General features: G+C 71.9%; 20 protein-coding genes and 1 pseudogene. 4 read left to right on the top strand and 17 right to left on the bottom strand.

The features are described 5' to 3' along the window. Positions 1-86 precede the first annotated feature (86 nt). Both nadD and pepN read right to left on the bottom strand, forming a co-directional pair. Positions 87-683, bottom strand: a complete 597-nt coding sequence (nadD, locus tag CLT74_RS28135; RefSeq protein ID WP_099850425.1) for a nicotinate-nucleotide adenylyltransferase — start codon at positions 681-683, stop codon at positions 87-89. Between the two features lie 73 nt (positions 684-756). After that, positions 757-3,269, bottom strand: a pseudogene (pepN, locus tag CLT74_RS28130) (aminopeptidase N). A 68-nt stretch (positions 3,270-3,337) separates the two neighbouring features. Here pepN and CLT74_RS28125 point away from each other — a divergent pair. Then, positions 3,338-3,556: a DUF397 domain-containing protein gene (locus tag CLT74_RS28125; RefSeq protein WP_093407559.1), complete on the top strand. Its 219-nt coding sequence runs from the start codon at positions 3,338-3,340 to the stop codon at positions 3,554-3,556. 55 nt (positions 3,557-3,611) lie between these two features. On the opposite strand, the gene CLT74_RS28120 is transcribed toward CLT74_RS28125, so the two are convergent. After that, positions 3,612-3,995, bottom strand: coding sequence for a hypothetical protein (locus CLT74_RS28120; protein WP_099850423.1), 384 nt, complete (start codon positions 3,993-3,995; stop codon positions 3,612-3,614). A 275-nt stretch (positions 3,996-4,270) separates the two neighbouring features. Here CLT74_RS28120 and CLT74_RS28115 point away from each other — a divergent pair, with 275 nt between their 5' ends. Next, a complete protein-coding gene (locus CLT74_RS28115; protein WP_099850421.1) occupies positions 4,271-5,518 on the top strand; it encodes a cytochrome P450 in 1,248 nt (415 codons plus the stop codon). A gap of 66 nt (positions 5,519-5,584) precedes the next feature. Here the strand turns inward: CLT74_RS28115 and CLT74_RS28110 are convergent, their stop codons facing one another. The 5 genes from CLT74_RS28110 to CLT74_RS28090 form a co-directional block, all read right to left on the bottom strand. Beyond that, positions 5,585-6,757 carry a zinc-dependent alcohol dehydrogenase gene (locus CLT74_RS28110; protein WP_099850419.1) on the bottom strand — a complete coding sequence of 391 codons (1,173 nt, stop codon included), beginning with the start codon at positions 6,755-6,757 and terminating at the stop codon, positions 5,585-5,587. After that, positions 6,754-7,389 carry a cyclase gene (locus tag CLT74_RS28105; protein ID WP_099850417.1) on the bottom strand — a complete coding sequence of 212 codons (636 nt, stop codon included), beginning with the start codon at positions 7,387-7,389 and terminating at the stop codon, positions 6,754-6,756. The genes CLT74_RS28110 and CLT74_RS28105 overlap by 4 nt, the downstream gene beginning before the upstream one ends. 198 nt (positions 7,390-7,587) lie before the next feature. Next, positions 7,588-8,238 (bottom strand): DUF3618 domain-containing protein, encoded by a 651-nt coding sequence (locus CLT74_RS28100; RefSeq protein WP_099850415.1) that lies wholly within the window; start codon positions 8,236-8,238, stop codon positions 7,588-7,590. Next, positions 8,235-8,690 carry a phage holin family protein gene (locus tag CLT74_RS28095; RefSeq protein ID WP_099850413.1) on the bottom strand — a complete coding sequence of 152 codons (456 nt, stop codon included), beginning with the start codon at positions 8,688-8,690 and terminating at the stop codon, positions 8,235-8,237. The genes CLT74_RS28100 and CLT74_RS28095 overlap by 4 nt, the downstream gene beginning before the upstream one ends. Positions 8,691-8,721: 31 nt before the next feature. Continuing rightward, the gene (locus CLT74_RS28090) at positions 8,722-9,489 is read right to left on the bottom strand and encodes a hypothetical protein (RefSeq protein ID WP_099850411.1); all 768 of its coding nucleotides are present in this window, start codon (positions 9,487-9,489) and stop codon (positions 8,722-8,724) included. A gap of 241 nt (positions 9,490-9,730) precedes the next feature. On the opposite strand from CLT74_RS28090, the gene CLT74_RS28085 reads away from it, so the two are divergent. Beyond that, positions 9,731-10,210, top strand: coding sequence for a DUF4383 domain-containing protein (locus CLT74_RS28085; RefSeq protein ID WP_099850409.1), 480 nt, complete (start codon positions 9,731-9,733; stop codon positions 10,208-10,210). A 6-nt stretch (positions 10,211-10,216) separates the two neighbouring features. On the opposite strand, the gene CLT74_RS28080 is transcribed toward CLT74_RS28085, so the two are convergent. The 9 genes from CLT74_RS28080 to CLT74_RS28040 form a co-directional block, all read right to left on the bottom strand. Further along, on the bottom strand, positions 10,217-10,666 hold the full coding sequence (locus tag CLT74_RS28080; RefSeq protein ID WP_099850407.1) for a GNAT family N-acetyltransferase: 450 nt from the start codon (positions 10,664-10,666) through the stop codon (positions 10,217-10,219). A gap of 70 nt (positions 10,667-10,736) precedes the next feature. Continuing rightward, positions 10,737-12,272: a GTPase Obg gene (gene obgE, locus CLT74_RS28075; protein WP_486582621.1), complete on the bottom strand. Its 1,536-nt coding sequence runs from the start codon at positions 12,270-12,272 to the stop codon at positions 10,737-10,739. Between the two features lie 90 nt (positions 12,273-12,362). Then, complete coding sequence (gene rpmA / locus CLT74_RS28070) at positions 12,363-12,617, bottom strand: 50S ribosomal protein L27 (RefSeq protein WP_091197044.1); 255 nt, start codon at positions 12,615-12,617, stop codon at positions 12,363-12,365. 11 nt (positions 12,618-12,628) lie between these two features. After that, positions 12,629-12,943, bottom strand: coding sequence for a 50S ribosomal protein L21 (rplU, locus tag CLT74_RS28065; RefSeq protein WP_093407572.1), 315 nt, complete (start codon positions 12,941-12,943; stop codon positions 12,629-12,631). Positions 12,944-13,135: 192 nt separating this feature from the next. Next, the gene (locus CLT74_RS28060) at positions 13,136-13,648 is read right to left on the bottom strand and encodes a hypothetical protein (RefSeq protein WP_099853187.1); all 513 of its coding nucleotides are present in this window, start codon (positions 13,646-13,648) and stop codon (positions 13,136-13,138) included. Positions 13,649-13,809: 161 nt separating this feature from the next. Then, complete coding sequence (locus CLT74_RS28055) at positions 13,810-16,914, bottom strand: Rne/Rng family ribonuclease (protein ID WP_099850405.1); 3,105 nt, start codon at positions 16,912-16,914, stop codon at positions 13,810-13,812. Positions 16,915-17,043: 129 nt separating this feature from the next. Next, entirely contained in the window at positions 17,044-17,763 is a 720-nt protein-coding gene (locus CLT74_RS28050) for a TIGR03936 family radical SAM-associated protein (protein ID WP_099853183.1), read from the bottom strand. Between the two features lie 152 nt (positions 17,764-17,915). After that, positions 17,916-19,901: a TIGR03960 family B12-binding radical SAM protein gene (locus CLT74_RS28045; RefSeq protein WP_099853180.1), complete on the bottom strand. Its 1,986-nt coding sequence runs from the start codon at positions 19,899-19,901 to the stop codon at positions 17,916-17,918. 60 nt (positions 19,902-19,961) lie between these two features. Continuing rightward, positions 19,962-20,273 (bottom strand): hypothetical protein, encoded by a 312-nt coding sequence (locus CLT74_RS28040; RefSeq protein ID WP_099850403.1) that lies wholly within the window; start codon positions 20,271-20,273, stop codon positions 19,962-19,964. Positions 20,274-20,421: 148 nt separating this feature from the next. Between CLT74_RS28040 and CLT74_RS31585 the strand changes: the two genes are divergently transcribed. Then, positions 20,422-21,852, top strand: a complete 1,431-nt coding sequence (locus tag CLT74_RS31585; RefSeq protein ID WP_486582620.1) for a hypothetical protein — start codon at positions 20,422-20,424, stop codon at positions 21,850-21,852. The last annotated feature ends 38 nt before the right edge of the window (positions 21,853-21,890 follow it).

Genomic DNA, 21,890 nt, shown 5'->3' with positions numbered 1-21,890 from the left:
TCAACCGTGCGATGCTTCCAGCCTCTCACACGGCCCGGATTGACGACTCGTCAGTTTCAGCCGAAAAGAGGGATGAAACGGCTGAATCACTCCCGGTAGAGACGCCTTTTCGCGATGTACTGCACCACACCGTCCGGCACCAGATACCAGACCGGTTCGCCCCGGGCGACCCGCGCCCGACAGTCGGTGGACGAGATGGCCATCGCCGGCACCTGCACCAGGCTCACCGTGTCGGCGGGCAGGTGTGCGGCGGTCAGCTCGAAGCCCGGCCGGGTGACCCCGATGAAGTGGGCCAGCTCAAAGATCTCGTCGAGGTCCTTCCAGCTCAGGATCCGTTTCAGGGCGTCCGCGCCGGTGATGAAGAACAACTGCGCCTTCGTCCCGTACCGGGAGCGCAGGTCGCGCAGGGTGTCGACGGTGTAGGTGGGCCCGCCCCGGTCGATGTCGACCCGGCTGACCTGGAACCGGGGATTGGAGGCCGTGGCGATCACGGTCATCAGGTAACGGTCCTCGGCCGAGCTGACCGGCACGTCGGCCTTCTGCCATGGCTGCCCCGTCGGCACGAATATCACTTCGTCGAGGCCGAACCGGTCCGCCACCTCGCTCGCGGCCACGAGGTGCCCATGATGGATCGGATCGAAGGTCCCGCCCATGATCCCGATCCGCCGAATGTCTTCCTCCACCCCATGATCCTAGGCCGTGTACGACCGGAGGCGGGCCGGGCCGTCACCCTCCGGACCGGCCCGGCCACCGTCGTCACGCGGTGGTGGCCGCCACCGCCGTGCGCGCCACCAGAGCCCGGCGCAGGTCGTCGTCGGCATCGGTGACCACCCGACGCAGCCCCGGCGTAAGGTCGTCGCGGGCCAGCAGCGCCGCGGCCGCCTCCCGGGTCGGCTGGGACACCGCGTGGCGGGGGAAGGCCAGCTTGGCGACCTCGTCAGCCACCCAGGGCGTACGCAGCCGCGCCGCGGCCGGCATGTCGGCGAAATACCTGGCGACGTAGGCGCTTGTCAGTTCCGCCTGCTCAGGCTGCCAGAAGCCCTCTGCCGTCGCCTCGACCAGCCGGTTCGACAACTCCGTGTTCGACACGATGATCTCCCACGCGGCCTGCTTGGCGGCGGGTTCGGGCAGGGCGGCCCGGCACCGGGCCGCCCGCTCGGCACCTGTGGCGCTCGGGTCGACCGCCACCTCGGCCGCGATCTCGGCCGCACCGGCGGCACCCAGCACCACGAGTCGACCGAGCAGCGCCCACCGCAGTTCGGTGTCCACCGCCAGCCCGGCGGGTACGGCCCGGCCAGCGAGCCAGCCGGTGAGCAATTCGGCGTCGGTGCTCGTGGCGATCAGGCCTCGCGCGGCGGCCAACTGCAACGACTCCCCCGGCGCGGCACCGTCGAGCAACCGCCGGCAGGACTCGGCGACCCGGGCCAACGCGGACAGTCGAGCCAGCGGGTCGAGGTAGCGGTCGATGAGCGCCCGGCTCATCGCCAGCACATCCTCAACGATGATCACTTCCGTCTCGGCGGGCAACGCCGCGACGATCAGGTCGACCAGGCCGCTGACCGGCCGTTCGCCGTCGGTCGCCGTGTCCACCGCCGCACCCCAGAGCAGGGCGCGGGCCAGCGGGTCGGCGAGGCGGGGCAGCAGCAACGGCACTGCGTCCACCGAGGCGGGATCGAGGCGGATCTTCGCGAAGGTCAGGTCACCGTCGTTGGGCAGCAGGACCGCCGCCGCGGGTTCCCCGACCAACCCGGCGAGCCGGGTACGTCCGTCGTCGGTCTTCGGGTCGAGGTCGACCTCGATCCGTTCGGCGGTGCCGTCCACGGAGTACCGGCCCACGCCGATGCGGTGCGGGCGCAGCACCGGGTGCGTCGACGGCGCGGTCTGGGCGATCACGACCTCGCGGTACCGACCGTCGGCGTCCACCCCCACCTCGGCCCGCAGCGTGTTGACCTGCGCGGTCCGCAACCAGGACTCCGCCCAGTCGGTCAGCTCCCGCCCGCTGCTGGCGGCCAGGCTCTCCAGCAGGTCGGCGAGGCTGGCGTTACCGAAGCGGTGCCGGGCGAAGTGATCGTTGAGCCCGGCCAGGAACGCCTCGTCGCCGAGCCACGCCACCAGCTGCCGGAGCACGCTGGCGCCCTTGGCATACGAGATGCCGTCGAAGTTGAGCAACCCCTCGGCGGCATCGGTGACCCGCTCGGGAGCCACCGGATGCGTGGAGGGGCGCTGGTCGGCGGCGTATCCCCACGCCTTGCGGCGCAGCGCGAACGTCGTCCACGCCCGGTCGAACCGGGTCGCCTCGGCGGTGACCCGGGTGCCCAGGTACTCCGCGAACGACTCGTTCAACCACAGATCGTCCCACCACCGCATGGTGACCAGGTCGCCGAACCACATGTGGGCCATCTCGTGGGCGATGGTGGTGACGCGCAGCTCGCGCTGGCTGTCGGTGACCGCCGAGCGGAACACGTAGTCGTCGCGGAAGGTGACCAGGCCGGGATTCTCCATCGCGCCGGCGTTGAACTCGGGCACGAACGCCTGGTCGTACTTGCCGAACGGGTAACGCTCGTCGAACAGCTGATGGAACCGGTCGAGGCACTGCTTGGTGACGGTGAAGATCTCCGCCGCGTCCGTGTCGAGGTGCTCGGCGAGTGAGCGCCGGCAGTACACACCCAGCGGAATCCCGTCGTGGGTGTCCCGGCGGACGTGCCAGGGACCGGCGATCAGGGTGAAGAAGTATGTGGCGATCGGCAGGGTGGGGGCGAACTCCCAGCGGCCCGGTGCCGGGTTGGCCGCCAGTGCCGCGTTCGCCGCCACCGTCCAGTGCTCCGGCGCGGTCACCGACAACGTGACGGGTGCCTTCAGATCCGGCTGGTCGAAGGCGGCGAAGACCCGCTGCACGTCGTCCAGGAACGACATCACGTACAGGTAGGTCTCGCCGTCGGCGGGGTCGACGAAGCGGTGCATCCCTCGCCGGTGTTCGTGTACGCCATCTCGGCGTCGACGGTGAGTGTGTTCTGCGCCGCGAGGCCGGTCAGCGGCAGCCGGTTGTCGTCAAGCGAGGCGGGATCCAGTTCGGTGTCGTTGAGGCGTACCGCGTGCAGCTCCGCCGGCTTGACCTCGGCGAAGGTCTCGGTGCCGGTGGCCCGGAACCGGATCGTGACGCGGGAGCGGAACCGCTCGCCGCCCCCGGTCAGGTCGAGGTCCACCTGGTAGGACTCGACGGTGATCGACGCGCCACGCGCGGTCGCCTCTGCACGGCTCAGGCTCGGCATCCGCTTATCCTGCCCGATGAGGGAACGAACCGGCTTCCCCATATCCCCTGGTACTGGAGGACGGGACCATGACAGCGCACCCCAAGGGTGACTTCGACCTCTCCCGGGCGGTCTGGCAGCGGGCCGAAGGCGACACCTCGGAGGCCGCCGTGGAGGTCGCCTTCGTCGACGACCTCATCGGCATGCGCAACTCCGCCGAGCCGGACGGCCCGGTGCTGGTGTTCACCCAGGCCGAGTGGGACGCCTTCGTCGCGGGCGCTCAGGACGGCGAGTTCGACCTGGACTGAGCGCGGGCGCGGGGTCCGGGAACGGTCGCCCGGTCCGGCTTTCCTGGACCCCGCGCTAGCCACGGTCACCGTCGCCCCAACCGAGGCCACCGGGGCCCGGGCCGTGATGAAAACCGCCGTGGTCCGCGACATCGACACAGCGCTCGCCGTCCGGCCCGAGGGCACCACAGAACAACCGCTCCGCACGCTGCCAGGCGTCGGCCGGCGACAACGCGGAGGCACCGATCGCCAGCTCGGGCCGGAGCACGCTCAACGCCTCGGCGTACCCGACCGCCACCTCGCGGGCGGTGACGAGATCGGCGGCGGTGAAGCCGAGATGCACGGTGAAGTGGCGGTCGGGCCGGGACGGTCGGCGTGGCGGCGCCACCAGCGGCGGCTGATCCCCGCCGGACGCCCCGGTCATCCACCGTCGCCAGTACGCCGCCCGGTTGTCCCGCATCAGTCCCTCCCCGTGACTCGCCGAACCGCCTGACCGGCGCCGCACCGACCGCTCGGACCCGGGGGCCGGATGACCGCCGGGCATGCCGACAACGCCGCCGGATCCAGCAAACCAGGCTCCCCCGGTCCTGGGAGGGGCCAGCAGCCGACCACCTCACCGGCCGGCCGACACCACCGCCCCGCTGGTGGGTTCAGCGGCCCTGACCTGGGTAGACGCAGCCCGCGACGCAGGAACGGCCGGTCGGCGACGGCCGCGCCCCGGCAACAGGGGGCCCGATGGCTACCATTCCGACGGACCGCAGCCCGGACAGCACCCTGGCCTTCCTGCGGGCCGGCTACCGGTTCATCGGGCAGCGGTGCGACCGGTACGGCACCGACATCTTCCAGACCCGTCTGCTGCTGGAACCGACGATCTGCCTGCGCGGCCGGGCCGCCGCCGAGCTCTTCTACGACGCCGACCGGTTCGCCCGGGACGGTGCCATGCCGGCCCGAGGTCAGCGGACGTTGACCGGTCGGGGCGGCGTCCAGGGCCTCGACGGCGACGCCCATCGGGACCGCAAGGCGAGGTACCTGTCACTGATGACCCCGACTGCGGTCCGGCGGCTGGGGCAGCTCTTCACCGACGAGTGGCAGGCCCGGCTGCCCGCCTGGGAACTGGCCGGGACGGTGACCCTGCACACCGAGGTCGCGTCGATGCTGACCCGGGCGGTCTGCGCCTGGGCGGGGGTGCCACTCGCCGGCGGTGAGCTGGACCGGCGTACCGCCGACCTGCTAGCCATGATCGACAGTGCCGCCGCGATCGGCCCCCGGCACTGGCGCGGCCGACTGGGCCGCCACCGCGGCGAGTACTGGATCGGTGACCTCGTCGAGCAGGTACGCACCGGCTCGCTGTCGCCGCCCGAGGGCACCGCCCTGCGGGCATTCGCCGAACATCGCGACGGCGACGGGCACCGGTTGCCCCGCCGCATCGCCGCGGTGGAGCTGCTCAACGTGCTCCGCCCGACAGTCGCGGTGGCCCGGTTCGTGGTTTTCACCGCGCTGGCCCTGCACGATCATCCCGCCTGGCGGCAGCGGGTACGCGGCGACGCCGACGCCGCCGGGCAGTTCGTGCAGGAGGTACGCCGCTACTATCCGTTCTTCCCGGTGACCGCGGCCCGGGTCCGGCGGGACTTCGACTGGCAGGGATACCACTTCCCGCGCGGCCGCCGGGTGCTGCTGGATCTGTACGGCACCGATCATCACCCCGAGTTGTGGCCGGAGCCGGAGCGGTTCCGGCCGGAGCGCTTCGCCGGCTGGCCCGGCGACCCCTACACGCTCATCCCGCAGGGCGGCGGGGACCATCTCCACGGACACCGCTGCGCCGGCGAGTGGATCACGATCGAGTTGATGAAGCGGTCGCTGGCAGTGTTGACCGAGGTCATCCGTTACGACGTACCGCCGCAGGACCTCGCGGTGGACCTGAGCCGGATGCCGGCCCTGCCGGCCGGCGGCTTCGTGATCACGGCCGTGCGGCGCACCGGCTGAGCCCACGCGCCGGGCCGCCACCGGTCTGGCACCGCGCCGCCGGGGCCACCGGCGGCGCAGTGCGGATCAGACCGGATGCAGCACCGTACGCAGGCAGCCGTCCTGCTTCTTCTCGAACATCTCGTAGCCGCGCGCACCCTCCTCCAGCGGAAGCGGGTGGGTGGCCAGGTAACCAGGGTCGATCTCCCCGGCGGCGAGCCGGTCGAGCAGCATCGGGATGTACCGCTGGGCGTGCATCTGCCCCATCCGCAGCACCAGGGCCTTGTTCATCGCCGCGCCCAGCGGGAACTTGTCCACCACTCCGGCGTAGACGCCGACGATGCTGACCGTGCCGCCCTTGCGGGCCGCCATGATGGCCTGCCGGACGGAGGTCGGCCGGTCGAGCTGCGACCGGGTGGCCTGCTTCGCCCGGTCGTACGCGTACACCGGTCCGACGTCGTGCGCCTCCATGCCGACCGCGTCGATGCAGGCGTCCGGGCCTCGACCGGAGGTCATCTCGCGCAACGCCTCCAGCACGTCGGTGTCGGCGTAGTTGACGGTCTCCACCCCCAGCCGGTCCGCGGCGACGGCCAGCCGCTCCGGCAGCCTGTCGACAATGATGACCCGCTCGGCACCGAGCAGTTGGGCGGCCCGGGCAGCCATCTGCCCCACTCCCCCGGCACCCCACACCGCGACCACCTCACCGCCGGTCAGGCCGCAGAAGTCGGCAGCCATCCAGCCGGTCGGCATGGCGTCCGAGGCGAAGACCACCGCGTCGTCGGGCACCCCGTCGGGCACCTTGAACGCTCCGACGTCGCCGAACGGCACCCGTACGTACTCGGCATGGCTGCCGGAGTAGCCGCCGGCGGCGTGCGAGTAGCCGAGGATGCCGGCCGGCGCGTGACCCCACAGCTTCTCCGCGAAGACCGGCTGCGGGTTGGAGTTGTCGCACAGCGAGTACTGCTCGGTCCGGCAGTACCAGCAACCGCCGCAGGCCACCACCGAGCCGACCACCACCCGGTCACCGACGGCCAACCGCCGCACCCCGGGCCCGACCTCGACCACCTCACCCGTGAACTCGTGGCCCAGGACGTCGCCCTCCCGCATCGCGGGGATGAACCCGTTGATCAGATGCAGGTCCGAACCGCACACGCTGCTGGCCCGGACCCGGACGATGATGTCGCCGTCGGCGCGTACCCGCGGCTCCGGTACGTCGCGTACCTTCAGCTTGCCGACGCCCTCCCAGCACAGCGCCCTCATGCCCGTCCTCCCGTCGTCAACCGCTCCCGGATCTCGTCGGTGGCTCGTTCCTGCGCCTGACTCCGTCCGGACGGGTCACGCCGGGTGTCGATGACCTGGCCGCACTCGATAAGCGACTTGACCCGGCGCAGCGTGTCGCGCAGCCGCAGGTCCGGCTCGTCCCCGCCGGCCAGGCCCAGGGCGCGGCGCAGCGGGCCGGAGCGGTACCGCAGTTCCGCGCGGATCTCCGTACCCCGGCCCTGTGGCGCGGGCACCAGTTCCACGGTGCCCTGCTGCTCCAGGCCCCCGGTGACCTGCCAGCGCAACCTGCCCGGGCCGGTCACGGTGATCTCCGCCCGCCATTCGGTGGCGCCGCTGTCCGGATCGCGCGACACACACCGCCACCGGTTTCCGTCGATCTGCTCCAGGGTCGCCCACTCGGCCAGGGCACGGTCGAGCCGCTCCCGCTCCGTCCAGAAGCCGATCACCGCTTCGACCGGCCGGTCGACTGTCACCCCGCGCCGGACCACGTACCAGCCGTCCTCCCGGTGTGGCTGGTGCCGACGCCGACGTCGGATCACCGCCCGACCGACGCCGATCGCGGTGGCGGTCGCGGCGCCCATCACGGCCAATCTCGTCGCGTTGCTCCTCATCACGCCTCCTCCTACGGGGCGTCCGGCACCCGGCCGCCCCGTAGGAGGCGCTACCCGACACGGAAGCCTCGAAACGGGGCAGAAAGCAAGGGCCCCTCCGTCGGGTTACCCGAGGAGGAGCCCTTGCTGTGGATCACACCATGCCGCGTCCGGTGCGTACGCGGAGCGTCGCGACCGGCGGCCGAGTGCGCCTTCCGGTCAGGGTCGCACGCGGTCCCGGGAGTGCTGCGCCTGGTCCTTCACGTCGTGGGCCGCGGACCGCGTGTCGTCGGTCACGGCCTGCGTGGCCTCCTGCGCGGTGGCCTTCACCGATTCTGCGGCCTGCTGCGCCGGCTCGCGCAGTTCCTCCTTCATCTCGCTCGCCACCCGGCCCAGCTTCTCGGTCACCGCCGAGCCATGCTCACCGGCCTTCTCCCGAGCCTGGGTGGCCAACTGCTGTTCGCGCCGGGTCGGCGGGATGAGCGAGGAGACGAGCATGCCGGCACCGAAGGCGATCAGGCCGGCGGCCAGCGGATTGCCCTCGGACCTGCGCCGGATGACCTGCGGGGCACGGTGTGCCGCGTCGCCGACGGCCGAGGCGGCCGAGTGCGCGGCGTCGCCGACCGTGGACGCGGTCGCGGCGGCGCGATCACCGGCCGCGTGGGCACCCTGGCTGGTCTGGTGGCCGAGGTCGGATGCGGTTCCCATTACCTTGTCCCTCACATTCTGCAGCGTGGTACGCACCCGCTGCTTTCGATCGTCGACGATGCGACCCGGGCTGACCTTGTACGCCAGGGCGTCCACGTCGGAACTCAGGTTGTTGCGGGTGGCCTCGATCTCCCGGCGGATCTGGACGGGGTCGGTGCTCATCGGGTCACTCCCTCCGGGTGCGGCTTGAGCGCGTCGGGGATGCGCTGCACTGTGTCGTTCGTCTGCTTGAGCCCACGGATGCGCTCCGCGTTCCGGCGGCCCATCGTGTAGAGGAGCGCCGCGATCGCCGCCCAGATGACGGCCATGATCAGTCCCGCCCAGCCGGCATCCATCACGTTGGACAAGCCGGCCCAGAGCGCCAGGGAGAGAAACAGGGCGACCATGTACGCGCCGAAGCCGGCGCCGCCGAACAGGCCGGCGGCCTTGCCCGCCTTCTTCCCCTCCTGGCGGATCTCGGCCTTCGCCAGCTCCACCTCCTGCCGCATCAACGTCGACAGATCGCTTGTGACCTGGCGCATCAGCTCCCCGATGGAGCTACCCCGGACCTCCTCGGCGGAGGGCGGGTGATGGTTCCGGGCGTCCGCACCGGAACTCTGCGTCGGCATGGTCATGCGATCGCCTCCCTTCGGATGGCTCGGGCCCTCACGGGCGGGTGGTTCCGCTGGACGGCACGCCCGGCAGCGGGTCGGTCCGGTCCACCGGAGGCAGCGGCGTGCCCGTGCCGGAGTAGCCCTCGTCGATCGGCCGGAAGTCGGCGGGCTGGGTACGCGGGTCGAGGTTGCCCCCGGCGGACACTCCCGCCACCCCGGCGGGCGACGCGGACGGCGGAGCCTGGGTCGGCAGCGCCATGGTCCGGTCGGGGTCGCCGTACGGGTCAGCGGTGGCGGCGTGGCCGGGACCGTCGTCGCCACCGGCCGAGAGGTTGCGGGTCAGCCGGCCCGCCACCACACCGAGCAGGGCCGCGCCGACCAGGAAGGTGCCGGGGTTACGGCGCGCGTAGTCACGTACCTCGGTGAGCAGGTCGCCGGGTTCGCGCTGCTCCAGCCAACCGGCCACACCGTGCACCCGGTCGGAGGCCTGACGGGCGAGCTCGCTCACCGGGCCGGCCTGGCCCCCGTTGTCGGCCATGGAACGCATCTCGTCGGCCAGCGAGCGCAGGCCACCGGCGGCGCGCCGCTGCTGCTCCCCGGCCTGGCCGGCGAGTTGCGTACGGGCCTCGCCGTACAGGTCGCGGGCCTGGCGGGCGGCCTCCCGACCGACCTCGCGGCCCTGCTCGCGAGCGGTCTCGGCCACCGCTCCACCGGCGTGCACGGCCTCCGAGCCCACCTGGCGGGCCTGTTCGCGGACGCCGCTGCCGTTCGTCGAATCGGGCTCGTGGGTCCTGGGGGTCGATGACAGATCGTAGGTCATGATGTCCCTTCCGCTGCGGGATCGTCGCGGGTGTTGGGGGGTGCGGCGGAACAGTGTCGCCGCCGCTGATTGACCTACCCTGCGATCGGCCACCCATGCCCGATCGGTGATTTCTCTGCGGCACGGCCGGGACGGGCGACAAGATGAAGGATCGGCGGGACGACATCACGTCACGGAACGTGGTCGTCCACCTGTCGGACCCTCGCGGGGGTCGTCCCGCGGCTCCACGGAGGTGACATCGATGGCGCGTCGGTCAGTCGGCGGCCGGGCCGCGCGCACCCGGGTCCAGCTCGCCACCCTGATCGTGGCGGGAGTGTTCCTGCTGCTCGGGGTACTGGGGTTCGTGCCCGGCATCACCACCGGCTACGGCGACATGACCTTCGCCGGACACCACTCCGGTGCCCGGCTCCTCGGCCTCTTCCAGGTCTCGGTCCTGCACAACCTGTTGCATCTCGGCTTCGGCGTGGCCGGGCTGGTGCTGGCCCGCACCGTGGCCGGTGCCCGCGTCTACCTCATCGGAGGTGGTGCGCTCTATCTCGGGTTGTGGATCTACGGTCTGGCCGTCGGGGAGGAGAGCGCCGCGAACTTCATCCCGCTCAACGACGCGGACAACTGGCTGCACCTGGGACTCGGCTTCGGGATGATCCTGCTCGGGCTGCTGCTGTCCGCACGGACCGGCGGCAGCGGCGGCCGTCTCGACCGGCCGTTCGACAGGCCCTGATCGGGCTCAGGCCGGAACCGGCAGCCGCTTGGCGAAGCAGGTCCGGTACGGCCCCTCAACAGGCCCACCGACAGCGGGTACCGGCTCGTAACCGCAGGCCCTGAAGAGCGCCACCGCTGCCGGCAGGTGCGGGCCGGTCTCCACCCGCACCACCGAGTGCCCCCGCTGGTACGCCAGCTCCTCGAGCGCGGCGACCAGCTGACGGGCGATGCCGCGGCGCCGGTAGGCCGGACGAACGTACAGCCGCTCCAGCTCGCCGGTGTCGTCGTCGCGCACCCGGATCCCGCCGTACGCCACCGCCCGGCCGGCGAGCACCACCGTCAGCCAGCAGGCGTCACCGTGCGTGCCGATGTCCCGACCGGCGGCCCCGCCCGCGATCTCACGCAGCTCGCGCTGCCCGGCCGCGACAAGTGCGGCGACCTCCGGATCCGCCAAGGGGCGGGACTCGATAAGCATCACTCCACGCTAGGGCGACGAACTTTCGCGAAGGTTTCCAGCAGTCGTCCCCACTTCGGAGCGCACCGAGCTATTTGGCGTCGTCCCCGTCGTCGGACGCCGGCACAACCTCGCCGGACGCCGCCGCGACCTCGCTGGACGCCGGCTCGACCTCCTCGGACGCCGCCGCGACCTCGCCGGACGCCGCCGCGACCTCGTCGGCCGGTCGCTGCCGGCGGGCCTTGCGGGCCGCCAGACGCTCGGCCGCGCTGGCCCGGTTCGACTTCTCCTCCAACCGGACGTCACGGCCCCGGGCACCCGGGACGAACTCGGCACCGGCGTAGAGGGTCGGCTGCCAGTCGAACTCGCGTTCACCGATGCGGACCAGGTCACCGGGCTGCGCGCCCGCCTTGGCCAACTGCTCCTCGACGCCGAGCCGGGCCAACCGGTCGGCGAGGTAGCCGACCGCCTCGTCGTTGTCGAAGTTCGTCTGACGCACCCAACGCTGCGGCCGGACACCGCGCACGGTGTACGAGCCGTCATCCTCGGCCTCGATGGTGAAGCCGGCGTCGTCGACAGCCTTCGGTCGGAGCACGATCCGGGTCGGTTCGGCCGGCGGCGTCGCGGCACGCGACTGTGCCACCAGCTCCGCCATCGCGTACATGAGTTCCTTGAGCCCTTCCCGGGTGGCCGCGGAGACCTCGAAGACCCGCAGGCCACGCGCTTCCAGGTCGGGCCGGACGATCTCGGCGAGGTCGCGGCCGTCCGGCACGTCGACCTTGTTCAGCGCGACCAGCCGGGGCCGGTCGGCAAGCCCGCCGTACTCGGCCAGCTCCGCCTCGATGGTGTCGATGTCGGCCAGTGGATCCCGCCCCGGTTCCAGGGTGGCGGTGTCGATGACGTGCACCAGCACCGCACACCGCTCGATGTGCCGCAGGAACTCCAGGCCCAGCCCCTTGCCGGTGGCCGCGCCCGGGATCAGCCCGGGCACATCGGCGACGGTGAAGGTGTGGTTGTCGAGCCGGACCACGCCGAGGTTCGGTACCAGCGTGGTGAACGGGTAGTCGGCGATCTTCGGCTTGGCGGCGGAGATCACCGAGATGAGCGACGACTTCCCGGCCGACGGGAAACCCACCAGACCGACGTCGGCGACGCTCTTCAGTTCCAGCACCACGTCCAGTTGCTCGCCCGGCTCACCCAGCTCGGCGAAGCCGGGGGCCTTGCGGCGCGAGTTGGCCAGCGAGGCGTTGCCCCGACCACCGCGCCCGCCCCGGGCAACCTCGAACGTGGTGCCGGCACCGACCATGTCGGCCAGCACGGTGCCGTCGCTGGTCTGCACGACAGTGCCGTCGGGCACCTTGAGCACCAGGTCGGCGCCGTTGCCGCCGTCCCGGTTCGATCCCGCGCCGCCCCGCCCGTTCTCCGCCTTGACATGCGGACGGAAGTGGAAGTCGAGAAGCGTGTGCACCTGCGGGTCGACCACCAGCGAGACGCTGCCACCGTGTCCGCCGTTGCCACCGTCCGGGCCACCGAACGGCTTGAACTTCTCCCGGTGGATCGAGACACAGCCGTGCCCGCCGTCGCCGGCCTGCAGGTGCAGGACGACCCGGTCAACGAACGTCGTCACGCCGTAATCCTTCCAGCAGGGCCCGGCCCCGCACGAGAATAGGCGAAGCGGGCCGGGACATCAGGTCCACGGCCCGCTTACGCCGGAGAGCTACTGCTGCGGCACGATGCTGACGGTCTTACGACCGCGCCTGGTGCCGAACTGGACCGCACCGGCGGCCAGCGCGAAGAGCGTGTCGTCTCCGCCGCGGCCGACCAGGTCACCGGGGTGGAACTTGGTGCCACGCTGACGGATGAGGATCTCACCCGCGCTGACGACCTGACCACCGAAGCGCTTCACGCCGAGCCGCTGGGCCGCGGAGTCACGACCGTTACGCGAGCTGGACGCACCCTTTTTGTGAGCCATTGGAGGACGACCTACTTCCCGCTGGAGATGCCGGTCACCTTGACCTGGGTCAACGGCTGACGGTGACCCTGGCGCTTGTGGTAGCCGGTCTTGTTCTTGAACTTGTGGATCCGGATCTTCGGGCCCTTGGTGTGCGCGGCGATCTCGCCGGACACCTCGACCTGAGCGAGCTTCGCCGCGTCGGTCACCAGGTCGTCACCGTCGACGAGGAGCACCGCGGCGAGCTTCACCGCGTCACCGGGGGCACCGGTGAGCTTCTCGACCTCGATCACGTCGCCCTCGGCGACCTTGTACTGCTTGCCGCCGGTCTTGACGATCGCGTACATCGGAGGCGGACTCCCTGTCGTTGAGGCTGCTGGCGTCTTTTCCCGACCGTTGCCGGCCCGGTCGTCCCCACGGCGGCTCGCCAGGCAGCAGAAGCACGGCGGCGCGGGCACGCGGGAACTCGGCACACCAAAGTGCGCCGCAGGTTAGCGTACGCCATGGTCGGGCCGGGACCCAAACCGGGGCTGGGCCGGTCAGCGGGCGCAGAGCTGGTCGAGGCGTTGCTGCAGCCGGTCCAGCGCCGTCCCCTCGAGCGCCTCGATGTCGGTGCCGAGCCGGCCGACCTCGCGCGACAGCTCCGTCAGCAGCGTCTTGAGCTGCTGGTCGTCGGCGCGTGCCGCCTGGGCTCTGAGCGCTTTCGCCCAGTCGGACAGCGCCGCCTCGGCCCGCCTACCGGCGGCCTCCGCGTCGGCGGTGTCGCCCGAACCGGTGGCCGTGACCATCGCGGCCACCTGCTCGACGTACTTCTTTCCCGCGTCACCGCTGGCCTGTTGGGCGGCGGCGCAGACCTCCGGGGCGTTGCCGCCCGCCGCTCCGGGGGCGGGGATCGCCGACGGCGACGGGGTGGGTGTCGTCGGGCCGGTGGTGACGTCGACGTGCGTCGTGGCCGGAGCGGCCGGTTCGTCCGCGTCGCGCCGCTCGGCCGAGCAGGCGGTGCCGACGAGCAGCGTGGCGATGGCCACGGTGACGGCGAGCGGTCGGCGCATCGTCTCCTCCTCCGCGGCCGCGTCCGCCCGCCGCGTGCCTGACCGCACGGGACGGGGTCAGCAGGCCCGGGCCGGGCCGCAGCGACCGCCCATCGACCATACGGGAAGGTCCCGCCCGGCGGACATCACCACCGGGCGGGGCCGACCCCTACCGAACGCCGTCAGGGCCGGGTACGTCGACGCGCGCCACCGCGACGGGAACGACGCCGCCCGGTGCCACCTTCGCCGCCGTCCTCCTCGTCGACCTCGCCGAGCGCGTCCGGATCGTCCGGCGCGGCGAGCCGTGCCGACTCGCCCTGCTGGCTGTCGGCCACGTCCACGGCAGCCGGGGTGTCCGTCTCGTACCGCGACAGGTCGTAGCCCATGGTGTCGTGGTAGTCGGCGTCGACGGTGCTCGTGGTGTCGGTCTCGGTGACCTCCACCACGGTCCGCTCCGCCGACGCGGCGCCCTTGCGCGCGCGTCGCCTGGCCGAACCGGTCGTCTGCTCGGCCGCCGGGACACCCGCCGAGGCAACCGCCTTGACCTTGTCCCCACCGCCGGAGCGCGGCTTCTCCGGCACCGGTTCGGTGTGAATGACCAGTCCCCGGCCCTTGCAGCAGTCGCAGGTCTCGCTGAACGCTTCCAGCAGCCCGGCACCGATCCGCTTACGGGTCATCTGCACCAGACCCAGCGAGGTGATCTCGGTGACCTGGTGCTTGGTGCGGTCCCGACCCAGGCACTCGGTCAGCCGACGCAGCACCAGTTCCCGGTTCGACTCCAGCACCATGTCGATGAAATCGATCACCACGATCCCGCCGATGTCCCGCAGCCGCAGCTGCCGGACGATCTCCTCGGCCGCCTCCAGGTTGTTACGGGTGACAGTCTCCTCCAGATTGCCCCCGGCGCCTGTGTACTTGCCGGTGTTCACGTCGACCACCGTCATCGCCTCGGTCCGGTCGATCACCAGGTGCCCGCCGGAGGGCAGGAAGACCTTGCGGTCGAGCCCCTTGAGGATCTGCTCGTCGATCCGGTACTCGGCGAAGACGTCGGTGGTACCGACGTGCCGGCGCAACCGCGCGACCAGGTCCGGCGACACGTGCGACAGGTACGACTCGACCATGTCGTACGCCTCGTCGCCCTCCATCACCAGCTCGCGGAAGTCCTCGTTGAACAGGTCACGGACCACCCGGATCACCAGGTCCGGCTCCTGGTAGAGGAGCACCGGCGCACCGCCCTCGGCGGCCTTGGCCTGGATGTCCTCCCACTGCGCCTGGAGCCGCTTGACGTCCCGGGCCAGCTCGTCCTCACTCGCGCCCTCGGCAGCGGTCCGGACGATCACTCCAGCGCCGTCGGGTACCAGCTTCTTCAGCGCGTCACGCAGCCGCTTACGCTCGTTGTCCGGCAGCTTGCGGCTGATCCCGGAGGCGTTGCCGCCGGGTACGTAGACCAAATGCCGGCCGGAGAGCGCGATGTGGCTGGTCAACCGGGCCCCCTTGTGCCCGATCGGGTCCTTGGTGACCTGCACCAGCACCGAGTCACCGGACCTGAGGGCCTGCTCGATCGAGCGGGCCCGTCCCTCCAGGCCGGTGGTGTCCCAGTTGACCTCGCCGGCGTACAGGACCGCGTTGCGTCCCCGACCGATGTCGACGAACGCCGCCTCCATGCTCGGCAGCACGTTCTGCACCTTGCCGAGGTAGACGTTGCCGGCCATGGTGCCGGAGGAACTGCGGGTGACGTAGTGCTCGACCAGGACGCCGTCCTCCAGCACGGCGATCTGGGTCCGGTCGCCGCGCTGGCGCACCGCCATCACCCGGTCGACCGCTTCCCGGCGGGCCAGGAACTCCGACTCGCTGAGGATCGGCGGCCGGGTCCGGCGCTGCTCACGACCGTCCCGACGGCGCTGCCGCTTGGCCTCCAGCCGGGTCGATCCGGAGACGCCCTGCACCTCGTCGACCGTCCGGCGCGGCTCCCTGATCTTCACCACGGTGGGTACGCCGTCGTCGGCGGCGCCGTCGGTGTCACCGGCACCCCGGCGACGTCGCCGACGGCGTCGCCGGGTCATCCCGTCGCCCTCGGCCTCGTCGCTCTCCTCGGCCTCGCCCTCGCCCTCGGCCTCGGCCTCGTCAGCCTCGGCCTGGACGGCCTCCTCGGCCTCGCCGTCCTCGACCTCGTCGCCGTCGTCGGCACCGCCCTTGCCCCGGCCCCGGCCGCGGCGACCACGGCGGCGGCGACGCCGACCGCCAGCGGTCTCCTCGTCGTCGTCGTCCTCCTCCTCGGCGGCCTCCTCGGCAGCCACGCCGGGTTCCTCATCGACCTCGGCCGTCACCACCGGCTCGGCCTCCCGCCGGCCCCGACGGCGTCGGCGCGACGGCTCGGCCGGTTCCTCGGCGGGTTCCTCCTCGGCGGGTTGCGCCGCGGCGGCACGGGCCGCGATCACCTCTTCCGGGGCCATGAACAGCACGGTCGGCGCGGTGAGCGCGGCCTTCCGACGACGGGACCGGCTCTCGGGCTCGGCCGGTGCCACCTGCGCACCCGTCGGCTCGACGGCCCCCTCCGGCTCGACGGAGACCACCGGCTCAGCGTCCCCGGCCGGCGCGACCGCCGGCTCCGGCTCGGTGCCGCCCTCGGCGGGCAGCGCGGCGGAGCCGAAGTCGGTGCCGGCCGCCGGCGCGAGACCGGCATCCGGCGCGCTGGCGGAGGGCTGCGTCGGCTCGGTCCCGACGGGCGGCTCGATCGCGGCGTCGACGAACGGTTCGGCGGCTGCGGGCGTTGACTTCCGACGACGGGTACGGGTCACCTTGACCGGCGGTACGACGTCGCTCTCCGCGACCTCCGCCTCGGCCACGGCCAGTGGCTCCTCGACGGCCTTCTGCCCGGTGGTCGCCTTGCGACGACGGCGTGGCGTCTTCGCCGGAGGGTCGAGATCACCGGATACCGGGGCGAACACCTCGGCCTGGGGCGATTCCCCGCTGCCCACCATCGCGGCACTGGGCGCCTCCACCGGCGCGTCGGTCTGCTCGGGCCGGCTGACCGAGGTGGCCCGGCGGCGGGTCGCCCGACGCCGGGGCGCCGGTTCGACGGTGTCACCCGGATCGGCGACGCCGCCGAGGTCAGCGGTGCCGCTCACGGCACCGGGAATCTCCTCCGGCGGGTCAGCGACCGGGCCGGGCCCGGCCGCCTCCTGGGACGGGCGGAAGCTGGCCGCCTCGGCGGTGCTGGTCTCGACGGTCTCGTCGGCCGGGTTGACACCGGCTCGTTCGCTGCCCTCGGGCTCGTTCTCGAGCATGGACGTTCTCCAGTTCTGGCTTCCCCGGGCGCGGGTGAGCGCTGCCACGCAGGGTTGCCGCAAAGGTGTTTCCCCGGGCGCACGGAGTGCGCGTCGGCGAAGTCTGCCTGCCTGGACGCCGACCGTCGGTCAGCGCCCGCCGATGGTTGCCCCGTCGCGGTCCGCGTCCAGCGGATCCACGATCGCACCCTGCGCGGTCAGCGTGCCCTGAGCCAGCCGGATCACCTTCGGGGCCACCGGCGGCTCCAGGCCGGCCACCACGCGGAAGCCGGAAAGGACGTCATCGGGCCGTACGGACGGAGTGACCTGCCGCACGACCAGTTCGAGTATCGCACACGGTACGTCCGGGTCCTCGGAAGGCGTCGTCGGTGCGGCGATCACATCGATGCCGATAACTGCGGCACGCGCGTCGAAGGTGCGCCGCCCCTGCTTGGTCATCCGTTCGACAAGCACCTCCTCGGCGGCGCCGAAGACGGCCACGGCCTTGGCCAGCACGTCGGGATCCACCTGCGGCAGCTCGATCCGCCAGCGGGACGCCTCGATCCGGTCGGGCAGGCTCGCACCGCTGGCCACCACGGCGTCGAGCACGTCGAGTCCGGGTGACAGCGCCGCGTCCAGCGCCAACCGCAACTGCTCCGGGTCGACCGGCTCACGCAGGCCGATCTCCAGATACTCCGCCTCGCTCGCCACCCCGGTCGGTGCCGCGCTGGCGTACGAGATCTTCGGGTGCGGGGTGAAGCCCTGGGAGAAGGCCACCGGTACGCCGGCCCGGCGCAGCGCCCGCTCGAAGGCCCTGGCGAAGTCGCGGTGCGAGGTGAACCGCAGCGGTCCCCGCTTGGCGTACCGGATCCGGACGCGCTGGACGACAGGTGCCTGGCCGCCCTCGGGCTGTGGTTTCCTACTGATCGTCGTGCTCCTCGGTGTCAGGCCCCGCCGGTGGCGCCGGGTTACTGCTGGGCGCCGGGTTACTGCTGGGCGCCGGGTTACTGCTGGGCGCCGGGTTACTGCTGGGCGCCGGTGGACAGCTTCAGGCCGTTGACCGGAGTCAACGGGAGCAGCTTCCGACCGGTCGGGCCGATCTGGATCTCGGTGTCCATCGCCGGGCAGACGCCACAGTCGAAGCAGGGCGTCCACCGGCAGTCGTCCTGCTCGTACTCGCTGAGCGAGTCCTGCCAGTCCTGCCAGAGCCAGTCCTTGTCCAGGCCCGAGTCCAGGTGGTCCCAGGGCAGGACCTCCAGCTCGTCGCGCTCCCGAGTGGTGTACCAGTCCAGGTCGACCCCGAAACCGGGCAGCACCTCGGCGGCGGCGTCCACCCAACGCTGGTACGAGAAGTGCTCGCTCCAGCCATCGAACCGACCGCCGTTCTCCCAGACCCGCCGGATCACCGCACCGACCCGACGGTCACCGCGGGACAACAAACCCTCGATCAGCGAGGGCTCACCGTCGTGGTAGCGGTAGCCGATCGCCCGACCCAGCGACCGGTCGGCGTTGATGGCCTGCTTCAGCAGCCTGAGGCGGTGGTCGATGACCTCCGGCCGTTCCATCGCCGCCCACTGGAAGGGGGTGTGCGGCTTGGGCACGAACCCGCCGATCGAGACGGTGCACCGGATGTCCTTGGAACCGGTGGCGGCCCGACCGGCGCGGATGACCTCGTGCGCCATCTCGGCGATCTCCAGCACGTCCGCGTCGGTCTCGGTCGGCAGGCCACACATGAAGTAGAGCTTCACCTGCCGCCAACCGTTCGTGTACGCGGTGACCACGGTACGGATCAGGTCGTCCTTGGAGACCATCTTGTTGATCACCTTACGGATCCGCTCCGACCCGCCCTCCGGGGCGAAGGTCAGACCGGTCCGGCGGCCGTTGCGGGACAGCTCCTGGGCCAGGTCGATGTTGAACGCGTCGACCCGGGTGGACGGCAACGAGAGCGAGACGTTCGTGCCCTGGTACTGCTCGGCCAGGCCGGAGCACATGTCACCGATCTCGGAGTGGTCCGCCGACGACAGCGACAACAGCCCCACCTCGTGGAAGCCGGAGAACTCCAGCCCCTGCTGGACCATCTGTCCCACGGTGGTGATGGAGCGCTCACGGACCGGCCGGGTGATCATGCCGGCCTGACAGAACCGACAACCCCGGGTACAGCCCCGGAAAATCTCCACCGCGTACCGCTCGTGCACCGTCTCGGCCAACGGCACCAGCGGCTTCTTCGGGTACGGCCAGGCGTCCAGGTCCATCGTCGTGCGCTTGTGCACCCGGAACGGCACGTCCGCCCGGTTCGGCACGACCCGCTGGATCCGGCCGTCCGGCAGGTAGTCCACGTCGTAGAAGCGCGGCACGTAGACGCTCTCCGTACGCGCCAGCCGCAGCAGCAGCTCGTCCCGCCCGCCCGGGCAGCCCTCGGCCTTCCATTCCCGGACGATCCCGGTGATCTCCAGGACCGCCTCCTCGCCGTCACCGAGCACGGCGGCGTCGACGAAGTCGGCGATGGGCTCCGGGTTGAACGCCGCGTGCCCGCCGGCCACGATCACCGGGTCGGCGTCGGTACGGTCCGCCGCGAGCAGCGGGATGCCGGCCAGGTCGATCGCGGCGAGCAGGTTGGTGTAGCCCAGCTCGGTGGCGAACGACACGCCGAAGACGTCGAAGTCACGGACCGGACGGTGGGCGTCGACGGTGAACTGCGGCACGCCGTGGGCGCGCATCAGCTTCTCCAGGTCCGGCCAGACCGCGTACGTCCGCTCGGCCAGGGTGTCCGGCAGCTCGTTGAGCACCTCGTAGAGGATCTGCACGCCCTGGTTGGGCAGCCCCACCTCGTACGCGTCCGGGTACATCAGCGCCCACCGTACGGTCGCCGTGTCCCACTCCTTGACCACCGCGCCCAGCTCACCACCGACGTACTGGATGGGCTTGGTCACCTGGGGCAGCAACGGCTCCAGGCGGGGCCACACGGAGTTGGCCGCGACGGGACGCGAAGTGGTGGACGGGACGCTCATGATGCCCAAGGGTACGCGGTGCTCCACCGCCAGCCGCGCCGACGGGGCGAGCGCAATCGGTCAGGCCGGCATTCGCCGCCGCGCACGCCAGCGCCGCAGGCCCTCGCTGGTCAACGCATGGAAGAGGATCATGACACCGATGCCCGCCAGCCCGAGGATCGGGTTGACGAACCAGCCCAGCGCCGGGGTGGTCAGATAGAGCGCCATGCCGACCACCGGGCGGACCCGCTGGGCGGACACGAACGCCCGGTCGAGCCCCTCCCGAGCAGCCTCGGGTGCCGTCGCAGGTAGGCGAAGAATGAGCCGCAACAGGGTGTGGTGGTTGAGCCAGAGCACCCCGACGTACCCGGGTGCCGCCTCTGGCTCCGACATAGGCCGAGACTATGGGTGCACACCCGGCCACCACCCGTGAATGGCGTGCGCCGGAACGCCGTGGTGCACCGGCCTCACCGTCATCCCGAGTCGGTGCCGGTGGCACACCGGTACTAACCTCGGACCGGCGCGAGAGGAGATTGCCGCGATGCCGGAGCCGCAGCCGGGAGCCGACCGGCCGGTCGACGGGAGCCGTCCGGGTGAACACCGGGACGGGGAGCCGGCGGTCACCCACGAACTGCCCACCGACCCCGCAGCCGCCGCAGACCAGTCGGCCAGCTCGGACGAGACCAAGCAGGCCGACAACGAGCCCGCCAAGGCGGGCCCGCAGGCCAACATCGAGCCCGCCGAGGCGGGCCCGCCCTCCGACGTGGCGGCACCCACCCGGGTTGACCCACCCGCCGACGCCGACCCGGACGACGGGCAGCCCTCCGCCCCGGCGGAGCCGCCTGTCGGTCCGCAGGGCACCCGCGTGCTACCCGAGTCCGCGCCGGAGGCGGCCACCCCGCGCTGGAGCGGCTCGGCACCCGTACCGCCGGCAGCACCGCGCCGACGTGGCTGGGGCGAGTCGGCCGAACCCACCCCGCCGCCGGCACCCCCGGCGCCGGCGGCGCCGCAGCCGGAGCACCAGACGCCTGTCGATCCGTGGGCCGGCGTCGACACGAGTGGCTGGGATCTCCCCTCGACCGATTTTCCCGCCCTGCCGCCGACGCTGTCCTACCCGAGCCCACCGCCGACCCGGCCGTACTCCGGCCCCCCGGCACCGGTCTCGCCGGTTCCGCCGCCCCAGCATCAGCCCCCGCCCGCGCCGCAACACCAGCCCCCGCCCGCGCCCCAGCACCAACTCCCACCCGGGGTCGGGCCGCAGCAGCAGCCACAACAGCCCGGTCCCTACCCGCCCGTCCCGGCCGGCCCACCGGCGGCACCGCCGCCGCGTGGTCGGCGGGGCCGGAAGAAGGCCAAGGCTGGACCGGTCGCGCCCGCACCGGGTTGGCCGCCAGCCCAGGGGCACCTCCCGAAGGCACCCCGCAAGCGTCGCCGTTGGCCCTGGCTGCTGCTGCTGACCCTGGTTTGCTGCTGTGGCTGCCCCGCCTACTACGGCGTGCCGATGGCCAGCCAGTACCCGGCGAACGCCACGCTGCCCCAGCAGGTGGCCGACCTCAGACTGCGCGAGGACCCCCGGAGCACCCGCGACGCCCGGCAGCTGGAGACCCAGATGCGCGAGGCGCACTGGCTGGCCGACGGCACCTTCGCCGGGATCTACCACACCAGCAACGGCAAGCGGGTGACCGTCTTCGGCGGCACCGGCTTCCGGTTCACCCCGTCGGCGGACGCCGACGCCGAGATCGGACGCCTCAAAGACCAGTACGCACTCGGCGACGCGCAGGTCATGGAGACCGGCGTCCGGGGTCGCCACGAGCGTTGCGCCGTGGGCCGCACCGACGGTATCGGCGCGGTGGTGTGCACCTCGGTCGACCACGGCAGCATCACGACGGGTGTCTTCACCGGGCTCTCCGTCGACGACAGCTCCCGGCTGCTGGGCACCCTACGGGACCAGATCGTCACCACCGACGGCTGATCGAGGCCGCCGGGCCGCCCGTCAACCGGCGTGACGCG

Source organism: Verrucosispora sp. CNZ293 (genome assembly GCF_002754655.1).
Note: the sequence above shows the minus strand (reverse complement) of the source record. Positions and strands in the feature narration are given on the sequence as shown.

What these genes read in the sequence shown, in the direction of transcription:
- CLT74_RS28125 (WP_093407559.1), top strand. Translation starts at nt 3,338, where the DNA reads ATGACAGCGCACCCCAAGGGTGACTTCGACCTCTCCCGGGCGGTCTGG.
- CLT74_RS28105 (WP_099850417.1), bottom strand. Translation starts at nt 7,389, where the DNA reads ATGAGGAGCAACGCGACGAGATTGGCCGTGATGGGCGCCGCGACCGCC.
- CLT74_RS28060 (WP_099853187.1), bottom strand. Translation starts at nt 13,648, where the DNA reads ATGCGCCGACCGCTCGCCGTCACCGTGGCCATCGCCACGCTGCTCGTC.
- CLT74_RS28045 (WP_099853180.1), bottom strand. Translation starts at nt 19,901, where the DNA reads ATGAGCGTCCCGTCCACCACTTCGCGTCCCGTCGCGGCCAACTCCGTG.
- CLT74_RS28085 (WP_099850409.1), top strand. Translation starts at nt 9,731, where the DNA reads ATGGCGCGTCGGTCAGTCGGCGGCCGGGCCGCGCGCACCCGGGTCCAG.
- CLT74_RS28110 (WP_099850419.1), bottom strand. Translation starts at nt 6,757, where the DNA reads ATGAGGGCGCTGTGCTGGGAGGGCGTCGGCAAGCTGAAGGTACGCGAC.
- CLT74_RS28040 (WP_099850403.1), bottom strand. Translation starts at nt 20,273, where the DNA reads ATGTCGGAGCCAGAGGCGGCACCCGGGTACGTCGGGGTGCTCTGGCTC.
- CLT74_RS28080 (WP_099850407.1), bottom strand. Translation starts at nt 10,666, where the DNA reads ATGCTTATCGAGTCCCGCCCCTTGGCGGATCCGGAGGTCGCCGCACTT.
- rplU (WP_093407572.1), bottom strand. Translation starts at nt 12,943, where the DNA reads ATGTACGCGATCGTCAAGACCGGCGGCAAGCAGTACAAGGTCGCCGAG.
- CLT74_RS28100 (WP_099850415.1), bottom strand. Translation starts at nt 8,238, where the DNA reads ATGAGCACCGACCCCGTCCAGATCCGCCGGGAGATCGAGGCCACCCGC.
- CLT74_RS28095 (WP_099850413.1), bottom strand. Translation starts at nt 8,690, where the DNA reads ATGACCATGCCGACGCAGAGTTCCGGTGCGGACGCCCGGAACCATCAC.
- rpmA (WP_091197044.1), bottom strand. Translation starts at nt 12,617, where the DNA reads ATGGCTCACAAAAAGGGTGCGTCCAGCTCGCGTAACGGTCGTGACTCC.
- CLT74_RS28120 (WP_099850423.1), bottom strand. Translation starts at nt 3,995, where the DNA reads ATGCGGGACAACCGGGCGGCGTACTGGCGACGGTGGATGACCGGGGCG.
- CLT74_RS28090 (WP_099850411.1), bottom strand. Translation starts at nt 9,489, where the DNA reads ATGACCTACGATCTGTCATCGACCCCCAGGACCCACGAGCCCGATTCG.
- CLT74_RS28115 (WP_099850421.1), top strand. Translation starts at nt 4,271, where the DNA reads ATGGCTACCATTCCGACGGACCGCAGCCCGGACAGCACCCTGGCCTTC.
- CLT74_RS28055 (WP_099850405.1), bottom strand. Translation starts at nt 16,914, where the DNA reads ATGCTCGAGAACGAGCCCGAGGGCAGCGAACGAGCCGGTGTCAACCCG.
- CLT74_RS31585 (WP_486582620.1), top strand. Translation starts at nt 20,422, where the DNA reads ATGCCGGAGCCGCAGCCGGGAGCCGACCGGCCGGTCGACGGGAGCCGT.